The following is a 9,404-nucleotide window of genomic DNA, read 5'->3' on the forward strand; positions in this document are numbered from 1 at the left end:
CGCGCGTTGATCGTCCGACTTGCCAGGCAGATGGGCGAATGCGGGCTCGAGATACGCCCATGTGCCAGGCAGGTCGGATGATCAAGCCCGACCCGCGCGAGTCGGCGGGGGCGGGCACGCCGAGGGGGGCACCGCTCGGCGGTGCCCCCCTCGGGTGAAGCTTTGTAGGGTTACTTCGCGATCGTGTCGGCGCCCCGCCAGGTGAACTCGGGGTCGGCCGCCACCTCCACGGCAATCTTGACAAGGTCATCGGCGTACTTGTTGGCGTGGTGTCCGCAGAACACCAGCTCGCCCCCACCGGCCAGCTTCACACGCAACTTGCCCGCCGCGTTGCAGCGGTCGCACCGTTCATCGGCGGCTGGGGCAGCCACCGTCGCCGGCGGCGGCGTGAGGGTCTGGGTCATCGCCTTCCTCCTCTGGTCGTCACCGATGCTGAAATACATCGTCGATCCTTCGAGTCCAGCAACGCCGAACCCGCCATTGTCATTCAGCTCGTTACCCACGAAAGCCTCAACGCCGGCCGCGTCGGGGGCCTTCCCGGCTGGGCCTCGGGGGGACCGGGGTCACAGTCGGTGGGCGGTAGAGCCTACCTGGTCAGACGGGCTACCTGGGGAGATGACCCGTCCTGGACAGTGTGCCGTTCCACCAGAGTGCCACGTCAACGATCGCGAGTCGAACAGAAACAGAGCGCGTAGCCGTCTATATACGGACGGTGAGCAGTTCTGTACGTTCGGTGGAGGCTCTTCGTCCGATTCGCGAGGAATGTCGACTTGACCTGCCGGTGCTAGTCGAGGTAGTCGCGGAGCACCTGCGAGCGCGACGGGTGCCGCAGCTTCGACATGGTCTTCGACTCGATCTGCCGGATCCGCTCGCGCGTGACGCCGTACACCTGGCCGATCTCGTCTAAAGTCCGCGGCTGGCCGTCGGTGAGTCCGAAGCGCAGCCGGACCACACCCGCCTCGCGCTCCGACAGCGTCTGCAGCACCTGCTGGAGCTGGTCCTGCAGCAGCGAGAAGGAGACCGCGTCGACGGCCACGACCGCCTCGGAGTCCTCGATGAAGTCACCGAGCTGGCTGTCGCCCTCGTCGCCGATGGTCTGGTCCAGCGAGATGGGCTCCCGGGCGTACTGCTGGATCTCCAGCACCTTCTCGGGCGTGATGTCCATCTCCTTGGCCAGCTCCTCCGGCGTGGGCTCGCGGCCCAGGTCCTGGAGCAGCTCACGCTGTATGCGGCCGAGCTTGTTGATCACTTCGACCATGTGCACCGGGATGCGGATGGTGCGGGCCTGGTCGGCCATGGCGCGGGTGATGGCCTGCCGGATCCACCAGGTGGCGTACGTGGAGAACTTGTAGCCCTTGGTGTAGTCGAACTTCTCGACGGCGCGGATGAGGCCGAGGTTGCCCTCCTGGATCAGGTCCAAGAACGCCATCCCGCGGCCGGTGTAGCGCTTGGCCAGCGAGACCACCAGGCGCAGGTTCGCCTCCAGCAGGTGGTTCTTGGCGCGCTCGCCGTCGCGGGAGACCCACAGCAGGTCCCGCTGCATGTCGCGGGTGAGCTGCAGGCCCTCCTCCTCGGCCTGGCGCAGCCGCTCCGCGGCGAACAGGCCGGCCTCGATCCGCTTGGCGAGCTCGACCTCCTGCTCCGCGTTGAGCAGCGGCACCTTGCCGATCTGCTTGAGGTAGGCGCGGACGGAGTCGGCCGACGCGGTGAGCTCGGCGTCCTTGCGCGCCTGCTTGAGCGCCTCGGACTCCTCGGCGTCCCACTCGAAGTCGTCGGCCGCGGCGGCGTCGGCCTCGGCGGCCTGGGCCATCTCGACCGGCTCGTCGACGACGACGTCCTCGAGGTCGGCGGCCAGCTCCTCGACGGAGAGGTCGGCGCCGTCGGGCTCGTCGCCCTCACCGGGCTCGCCCTTCTTGGCGGCCTTGGCGGGCGCGGCCTTGTCGCCTGTCTTCTTCTCGACAGCCTTCTTGGCGGCGGCCTTCTTCGCCGGCGCCTTGGCCGCCTTGGCGGTCGCGTCGTCGGCGTCGGTGTCGGCGCCCTCGGCCTTGGCCGCAGCGGCCTTGGCGGGGGCGGCCTTCACGGCCTTGGCGGGCTTGGCGGCGGGCGCGGCCTTGGCGGGGGCGGCCTTCGCCGCCTCCTTGACCGGCGCCGGGCCGTCGGTCTCGGCAGGCTTGGCCTGCTTGGGTGCGCTGGGCTTGGCGGCCTTCGCGGCCGCGGGCTGCGCGGTCTTCGCGGTGGTCGCCTTCGAGGCGGGAGTCGCGGCACGTGCGGCGGCCACCTTGCGGCGGCCGTTGGCCGAGTCGTCGACCTCGACGGTCACGCCCGCTTCCAGCAGCGCACGCAGCATCTTCTTGGCCTGGGCGGGCGTGACGTCGGCAGCCTCCACGGTGCGCGCCACATCCGCAGGCGTGAGCCGGCCGCCGGCGCCTGCGGCTTGGGCGATCAGCATGTCGGTGAGCGAACGAACGTCGGCGCTGATCTGGCGGGCTTCAGTCACGGACGACCTTCCGGAGGCGAGGTACGAGCAGAGATCCTACGGCTTTGCGCCACGGCGCGGCAGCGCGTCGCGGTGGGTCAGCCAGTGTGAGGTGTGGATGCGCCTCGCGCCTTCGGCACGTGGCAGGCGTGAATTGTAGCGCCGTACTCGGCGATCATCTCGACGCGCACGCCGGAGGCGGTCCGCGAGCGGACCTCGGCGCCTTGGCAGGATGGCACCAGGTGACGAGGAGGACGGTCGTGAACGAACTGGAACTGCTGGACATCGCGGTACAGGTTGCCGTTGAGGCGGCCGACACGGCCCGCCGTATGCGCAACGAGGCGATCACCGATGTGGGCACGAAGTCCACCGTCACCGACGTGGTGACGGCCGCCGACCGGGCGGTCGAGCAGCAGGTGATCACCGCGCTGGCGGCACGGCGCCCGGGTGACACGGTACTCGGTGAGGAGTTCGGCGGCGCGCCCGTTTCCGGCGGCGGGGTGCGCTGGATCGTCGACCCCATCGACGGCACCGTGAACTACCTCTACGGCCTGGCCTACTACGCGGTGTCCATCGCCGCCGAGGTGGACGGCGAGGTGGTGGCGGGTGTCGTGCGACACGCCACGACCGGGGAGACGTGGACCGCGGCCAAGGGGCACGGCGCCTGGCGCGAGGGGGTGCGCCTGACCGGCTCGCCCGCCACCGAGCTGGGCCTGTCGCTGCTCGGCACGGGCTTCGGGTACGCCAAGGAGCGGCGGGCCCAGCAGGCGGGGGTGGTGGCGCAGGTGCTGCCGGTGGTGCGCGACATCCGGCGGATGGGCTCGGCCGCGCTGGACCTGTGCGCGGCGGCGGAGGGCCGGCTCGACGCGTACTACGAGAAGGGGCTGGCGGAGTGGGACCTGGCCGCCGGCGGGCTCATCGCGCGGGAGGCCGGGCTACTGGTCACCGGCCTGTCGGGCCGGCCGGCCGGGCCGGACATGGTGCTCGCCGCGCCGCCCGCGCTGCACGGCCCGCTGGACGCGCTGCTCGCCGGGCTGGACGCCGACGCCGGTCCGTAGCCCGCAGACGGTCGAAGCCCCGCCCCGTGCCGTCGTGGCGGCGGGGGCGGGGCTTCGAGCACGGCGCTGGGGGCGGCGTCGCGGTCAGGTCTGGTCGGCGCAGGTGCCCGGGGGCAGCTCCGGGTTGCCCAGCGCGGCGACCGCCTGGCGCATCTCGGTCGGGGTCGCCAGCTGCTTGAACTGACCGCCGATGATCACATCGATGGTGTCGTTCTCGCGCTTGATGTCGAACCCGTCCTCCTCGACCGCGTTGAGGAAGTACGCCCGCAGCAGCTGGGCCGCGCCGACCGCCTTCGGCCCGTACTGCAGCCGGGCCACGATGTCCGGCTCCTTCTTCTTGTCTGTGCCGGTCTTCTCGACCTTGAACTTGCGGTTGGTGAAGTCCGCCGCCACGTTGCGGGCCAGGTCGACCGTGGTCGTGGCGTTGTATACGTTGATCTTGACTTCGCTCTCGGAGTCGGGGAGCTTGTTGTTGACGGGCACGTAGCCCGCCGGGCAGCTCTGCACCACGGGAGCTTCGGACTGCGTGTCACGATTGAGCGTGATCACGGCTAGGGTGATGCCGATGATCGCCAGGGTGCTGATGAGGGCGATCGCTCGGATTCGTGCCATTTGCATCTCGGTGCCGCTCCCCGTGGGCCAGAGTGTCCGCATCGCCGCCACCGTTGACGGCATGCGCCAGAGGTTATCGGTTGACCGGCCCGGTCGGGGCCACGACCCGACAGACGACCGGAATTGGGCCGAAGGTTCCGGCGCGCCGACCGTGATCGGCGGGCGGCTGCCCCTACCTTTGTCTCGCCTGACCCGACGGCCCGGAGAAGCTGTCGGCTCAGTCACATCGGGAACAACTTCGCGTGCGGGAGCGTACAACTCCCACACGGGCGCGCTAAAGTACCGCGCTCGTTCAGAGTGAATACGTCGCGTACGCAGACGGACCAGACACGAATTGGGAGTGTGACATTCGATGGCCACCGACTACGACGCCCCGCGCCGTGACGAGGCCGACCTCGGTGAGGACAGCCTCGAGGAGCTGAAGGCCCGGCGTGTCGACACACAGTCGGGCAGCGTGGACGTGGACGAGGTCGACCTGGCCGAGGCGTTCGAACTGCCGGGTGGCGACCTCGCCGACGAGGAGCTGACGGTCAAGGTCGTGCCGATGCAGGCCGACGAGTTCCGCTGCTCGCGGTGTTTCCTGGTGCACCACCGCAGCCAGCTGGCAGGCGAGCGCAACGGCGAGCCGATCTGCCGCGAGTGCGCCTGACCGGGGGACAGGGCCGGGCCCGGCGCGCCGGGCACGCGCCACGAAGCACGCACTACCGCGGGCTTGACGCGATGCGGTGAGATGGCGCAGAACATCAGGGGACACGGATCCGACGGGCACGTCGCGCCGACGCGGCGTGCCGGCGGATTTCCGGGTCACCGCGTGACCCCGACGACCGTCGTGGGTATGGGCGCCGCATCGACCGACGGGAGTCAGCCATGACCACCAGCCCCTCACCGGTGCCCGACGACAGCACGTCGGGCACTGCCGGTTCCGGTGCCGCCGGCCGGCCGGACGAGCTGGCCGCGGCGGTGGCGGGGCTGGCGGACGCCGAGCTGGACAAGGCCGACCGCCGCAGGCTGCTCGGGCGCATGCTGGTGGGGCTGCGCGAGCGGGGAGTCAAAGAGGTCTTCATGCCCCGCAAGGCGATCGGCTGGATCACCGAGGCGGTCTCCGACCTGGCCCCGCACGTGCCCGTACGCAGCCTGGAGACGCTGCGCCGGCACTACCCGGGCCTGGACGATGAGGCGCTCGCCGAGCGGCTCATCCGCAACGCGGCCCGCGCCGCGGCCGGCGTCGGCGCGGTGGGCGGCGGCGTCGCCTCGGTCGAATGGGTCGCGCCGCCCACGCTGCTGTCGACCCCGGTGCTGCTGGCGACGGAGACGGTCGCCGTGGTCGGCATCGAGCTCAAGCTCATCGGCGAGCTGCACGAGGTCTACGGCCACCCGGTGCCGGGCACGCCGACCCAGAAGGCGGTGAGCCTGATGCAGTCCTGGGCCAGCCACCGCGGCATGAGCCCGATGCTGCCCGGCGCCGCGGCGGCGACGGTGCTCGGCACCGCCACCCGCAAGCAGCTGCGGGACATGATCCTCAAGCGGTTCGGGCGCAACCTGACCACGCTCGGCCCGCTGCTGACCGGGGCTGCCGTGGCCAGCTACCTCAACCGCAAGGCCACCCGGCGGCTCGGCGACGACCTGCGCCGGGACCTGCAGCTCAAGTACGGCAAGGGCGGCCACGCGGCCCTGCCGCAGCCCCCCGCCGAGGACTGACGCGGCTCAGCGGCGCAGCGCGCGGGCGAGCTGCTCGGGGTGGCGGGAGCTGATCACCCAGTACGGCGTGACGTCGGCGGGATCGTCGAGGACGACCTGCACGGCGCCGCCGATCCACGGCCGCTGGATCACGAACGCCATCGGGTCGGCGCTCGGGCCGAGCAGCTCGCGCTTGGTCTCGGCGTCCAGCGGGATGGCCTGCGCGACGTGGCGCAGCGGCAGCACCGCGTCGTCCACCCGCAGCTCGGCCTCGTCCACGGTGATCCGGATCCGGCCGAGCCACCACAGGCCGTACCCGGTCGCCGGCAGCACCACCAGGTAGGCCACCCAGCCGCGCGGGCCGGGCGCACCCAGCCCGACCTGCGCCGCGAGCACGGCGGCGACCAGCAGGCCGGGCACCCACAGCCACCACGGCGTGGACAGGCGCTCCGTGTGACGGGGCACAGGCCGTGCCGCGCCGCCCCCTGTCGCCGTTGTGCCTGAGGACGCCATACCGCTGCCTGGATGTTTCACGACATCGAGGGTAGGACCCGCCGGGTCCACCGGGCGCGGCAGGATAGAGGCAAGAGACGCAGCTCCCGCCGTGAGCGCGCGTGAGGTACTTCCCCCGGAGGTCTGACCGTTGTATCCCCCTGCGACCCCGCCCGTCGTGGTGCCGATCCGCCGGCTCGACCCCGACCTGCCGCCGCCGTCGTACGCCCATCCGGGGGACGCCGGCGCCGACCTGTACGCGGCCGAGGAGGCCGCGATCCCGCCCGGCGAGCGCCGCCTGATCCGCACCGGCGTGGCCATCGCCCTGCCGGACGGATTCGTGGGACTCGTCCACCCGAGGTCGGGTCTGGCCGCGAAAATGGGGGTGACCGTGCTGAACGCTCCCGGCACCGTGGACGCGGGCTACCGGGGCGAGATCCTGGTCCAGCTGGTCAACCACGACCGGACGACGACCGCCAAGATCTCGCGGGGCGACCGCATCGCGCAACTTGTCGTGCAACGGGTGGAGCGGGCACACTTCCACGACGTCGCCGAACTGCCGGACTCCGCACGGGGCACCGGCGGCCACGGCTCGACGGGGAAATGAGGAGGAACAGTGATCTTCTCGCGACGACGTGCGGCCACCGGGCGGCACGCCAAGGCGGAGGAGCCGCGCTTCGAGGACGCGCGCGCCGCGCGGCGTGCCGCGCTGCTGGGCGAGGACTACGAGCCCGAGCAGCGGTCTGAGGCGCCCGCCGCCAACGGCATGAACGGGTCCTCCCGCCCCCGCTCGATCTTCGGCGACGACGGCCCGTACGACGTCTCGGAGGCGCCCGACGCGCCCCGCCTGGACCTGGGCAGCCTGCTGCTGCCCGCGGTCGAGGGCGTCGAGATCCGGGTGCAGGCCGGCGACCAGGGCGTGATCCAGCAGATCGCGCTCGTGGCCGGCCCCAACGCCCTGCAGCTCGGCGTGTTCGCCGCGCCGCGCACCGAGGGCATCTGGGACGAGGTGCGCGAGGAGATCCGCAAGTCGCTGTTCGCCGACGGCGTGGGCGCCCAGGACGTCCCGGGCCGCTGGGGCACCGAGCTGCGGGCCCGGCTGCGCACCCCGGACGGCTTCAACGACCTGCGCTTCATCGGCGTCGACGGGCCGCGCTGGATGGTCCGCGCCGTGTTCCAGGGCCCGGCGGCCGTCGACCTGAGCGAGGCCGGCCCGCTGGAGCAGATCCTGACCGGTCTGGCCGTACGCCGCGACGACAGCGCCCGGCCGGTCCGCGAGGCCCTGCCGCTGCGCCTGCCGCCGGACATGGCCCAGCGGGCCGAGGCCGAGCGCGCCGCCATCGCCGCGGCCGAGCAGGCCGAGCAGCAGCCCGCCCCGCAGCCGCCCGCCGAGCAGTACGGCGCCGACCCGTACGGCCGCACGGACCTGGTGCCCGGCCGGGTGCCGCCGCCGCCCGCGCCGACCCCGTTCGGCACGATGACCCCGTCCGGCTCCACCGGCTCCGGCGCACCCGCCGCGGGCGACGTGCCGCGACGCAAGCCCTCCCCGCGCCCGCGCCGGGACTGACCTGCGGGAACATCGCCCGTCCCGGCGCGCCGCCACGCATGCGGCGCACGGGGCGGGCGCCGTGTTCCACCCGGGGGCGGTCCCGCAGCGGGGCACCCCGAAGTACGCTGACAGTTACGCGCCGACCGGGGACCTCGCCCCGGCGGGCAGGGATGAGAGAGTCAGGTCATGTCGACCGACCAAGCGCGATCACGGGCCAAGGGGCTGCGTGGGATGCTCCACCGCCTCACCGCCACCGACCAGGAGCTGGAGTCGGAGGAGCTGCGCCGCGACACTGAGCTCGCCGGCTGCGTCTGTGCCGACACCGTGCATCGCGGGGAGCTCGTCAACGTCAGCGGCCGCCTCCGCACGGTCGTCTACACCCCGCGGACGAACCTGCCGACCCTGGAAGCCGACCTCTACGACGGCACCGACCTGATCACACTGGTCTTCCTGGGCCGCCGCCACATCAACGGCATCGAACCCGGCCGCGGCCTCACCGTCCGGGGCAGGGTCGCCGTCCGCGACGGCCGCAAGGTCATCTACAACCCGTACTACGAGCTGGAAGCGGCCGCGTGACAGACCGCGGACCGACGATCGGCGTGCGTCCGCCGCGCGCCGCCTACAAGCGTGGCGAGGAGCTGGCATGACCGAGCGCACCGAGCGCGGTGTCGAGACCGCCGACCCGGACGAGCTGCCCCCGTTCGCCGAACAGATGGCGCAGCAGCTGGGCGGCCTGCGGGGGATGACCGAGGCCGCCGTGCCGGTGATCGTCTTCGTGCTCACCAACATCCTGCTCGGCCTGCGGTTCCCGGCCGAGGAGTCGCGCACCGCGCTGCAGTGGGCGATCATCGCGTCGGCGACGGTGGCCGTGGGTGTCGCGATCCTGCGCCTCGCCCAGCGCCGGCCGGTGCGGTTCGCGATCAACGGACTGTTCGGCATCGCCCTGGGCGCCTGGCTGGCCTGGGACTCCGGCAAGGAGGTCGACTTCTACCTGCCGGGCATCTGGATCACCATCGGGCAGATCGTGGTGCTCGTCGGGTCGATCATGGTGCGTCACCCGGCGGTCGGCTGGTTCTGGTCGGTCGTCGCCAACGGCGGTCGCAACGACTGGCGTGAGGACAACCGGCTGGTCCGGGTGTTCGCCCAGCTCACGGCGCTGTGGGCGGTGGTGTTCGCGATCAAGGTGGTGGTACAGGGCGGCCTGTGGATGGCCGAGCAGGGCACCGCGCTGGGCATCGCCCGCATCGTCATGGGTACGCCGCTGTTCGCCCTGCTCCTGGTGATCACGTTCAGCGTGGTCCGCCGGGTCCGGCGCGAGCAGGCCGCCAGCCCCGCCTGACCCACTCCGCTCCACCAGCCGCGCCGCGCCGCCCACCCGGGCCGCGCGGCGCGCTCGTGTCCAGGGCCCTGCGCGCCGCGCCCCGTTCTTTGTCGACGTTGGCCTATCTGGATGACTTTTCTGTGATCGAAGTCATCCAGATAGGGCCACGTGTATTGAAAACGCGGCGCGGGCCCCGTCGGGGGGGGTCACCCGCAGGGC

Annotated in this window: 10 protein-coding genes and 1 pseudogene; 7 read left to right on the plus strand and 4 right to left on the minus strand. The window is 72.0% G+C overall.

The features are described 5' to 3' along the window. Positions 1-170 precede the first annotated feature (170 nt). Positions 171-404, minus strand: coding sequence for a hypothetical protein (locus tag AB0J67_RS18625; protein ID WP_363483866.1), 234 nt, complete (start codon positions 402-404; stop codon positions 171-173). A gap of 380 nt (positions 405-784) precedes the next feature. Beyond that, positions 785-2,497, minus strand: coding sequence for an RNA polymerase sigma factor (locus AB0J67_RS18630; RefSeq protein ID WP_363483835.1), 1,713 nt, complete (start codon positions 2,495-2,497; stop codon positions 785-787). A 239-nt stretch (positions 2,498-2,736) separates the two neighbouring features. Here AB0J67_RS18630 and AB0J67_RS18635 point away from each other — a divergent pair, with 239 nt between their 5' ends. Next, positions 2,737-3,534 carry an inositol monophosphatase family protein gene (locus AB0J67_RS18635; RefSeq protein WP_363483838.1) on the plus strand — a complete coding sequence of 266 codons (798 nt, stop codon included), beginning with the start codon at positions 2,737-2,739 and terminating at the stop codon, positions 3,532-3,534. Positions 3,535-3,618: 84 nt separating this feature from the next. Here AB0J67_RS18635 and AB0J67_RS18640 read toward each other — a convergent pair whose 3' ends face one another. Beyond that, positions 3,619-4,146, minus strand: a complete 528-nt coding sequence (locus tag AB0J67_RS18640) for a LytR C-terminal domain-containing protein (RefSeq protein ID WP_363483840.1) — start codon at positions 4,144-4,146, stop codon at positions 3,619-3,621. 352 nt (positions 4,147-4,498) lie between these two features. Between AB0J67_RS18640 and AB0J67_RS18645 the strand changes: the two genes are divergently transcribed. After that, entirely contained in the window at positions 4,499-4,795 is a 297-nt protein-coding gene (locus tag AB0J67_RS18645) for a DUF4193 domain-containing protein (RefSeq protein WP_363483843.1), read from the plus strand. A gap of 218 nt (positions 4,796-5,013) precedes the next feature. Next, a complete protein-coding gene (locus AB0J67_RS18650) occupies positions 5,014-5,844 on the plus strand; it encodes a hypothetical protein (RefSeq protein WP_363483846.1) in 831 nt (276 codons plus the stop codon). A gap of 6 nt (positions 5,845-5,850) precedes the next feature. Here AB0J67_RS18650 and AB0J67_RS18655 read toward each other — a convergent pair whose 3' ends face one another. Then, positions 5,851-6,336 (minus strand): DUF3093 domain-containing protein, encoded by a 486-nt coding sequence (locus AB0J67_RS18655; protein ID WP_363483868.1) that lies wholly within the window; start codon positions 6,334-6,336, stop codon positions 5,851-5,853. A 130-nt stretch (positions 6,337-6,466) separates the two neighbouring features. On the opposite strand from AB0J67_RS18655, the gene dut reads away from it, so the two are divergent. The 4 genes and pseudogenes from dut (at position 6,467) to AB0J67_RS18675 (ending at position 9,203) form a co-directional block, all read left to right on the plus strand. Continuing rightward, complete coding sequence (gene dut / locus AB0J67_RS18660; protein ID WP_363483849.1) at positions 6,467-6,922, plus strand: dUTP diphosphatase; 456 nt, start codon at positions 6,467-6,469, stop codon at positions 6,920-6,922. Between the two features lie 159 nt (positions 6,923-7,081). Beyond that, positions 7,082-7,657: pseudogene (locus tag AB0J67_RS18665) on the plus strand (DUF3710 domain-containing protein); the annotation flags it as partial. A gap of 393 nt (positions 7,658-8,050) precedes the next feature. Next, positions 8,051-8,440 carry an OB-fold nucleic acid binding domain-containing protein gene (locus AB0J67_RS18670; RefSeq protein WP_363483852.1) on the plus strand — a complete coding sequence of 130 codons (390 nt, stop codon included), beginning with the start codon at positions 8,051-8,053 and terminating at the stop codon, positions 8,438-8,440. A 67-nt stretch (positions 8,441-8,507) separates the two neighbouring features. Continuing rightward, positions 8,508-9,203, plus strand: coding sequence for a DUF3159 domain-containing protein (locus tag AB0J67_RS18675; protein ID WP_363483854.1), 696 nt, complete (start codon positions 8,508-8,510; stop codon positions 9,201-9,203). The last annotated feature ends 201 nt before the right edge of the window (positions 9,204-9,404 follow it).

It is taken from the genome of Catellatospora sp. NPDC049609 (assembly GCF_040675365.1).
Classification (GTDB): Bacteria; Actinomycetota; Actinomycetes; order Mycobacteriales; family Micromonosporaceae; genus Catellatospora.

Coding starts and splice junctions, on each gene's coding strand:
- AB0J67_RS18640 (WP_363483840.1), bottom strand. CDS start 4,146: ATGGCACGAATCCGAGCGATCGCCCTCATCAGCACCCTGGCGATCATC.
- AB0J67_RS18655 (WP_363483868.1), bottom strand. CDS start 6,336: ATGGCGTCCTCAGGCACAACGGCGACAGGGGGCGGCGCGGCACGGCCT.
- AB0J67_RS18650 (WP_363483846.1), top strand. CDS start 5,014: ATGACCACCAGCCCCTCACCGGTGCCCGACGACAGCACGTCGGGCACT.
- AB0J67_RS18670 (WP_363483852.1), top strand. CDS start 8,051: ATGTCGACCGACCAAGCGCGATCACGGGCCAAGGGGCTGCGTGGGATG.
- AB0J67_RS18625 (WP_363483866.1), bottom strand. CDS start 404: ATGACCCAGACCCTCACGCCGCCGCCGGCGACGGTGGCTGCCCCAGCC.
- AB0J67_RS18645 (WP_363483843.1), top strand. CDS start 4,499: ATGGCCACCGACTACGACGCCCCGCGCCGTGACGAGGCCGACCTCGGT.
- AB0J67_RS18675 (WP_363483854.1), top strand. CDS start 8,508: ATGACCGAGCGCACCGAGCGCGGTGTCGAGACCGCCGACCCGGACGAG.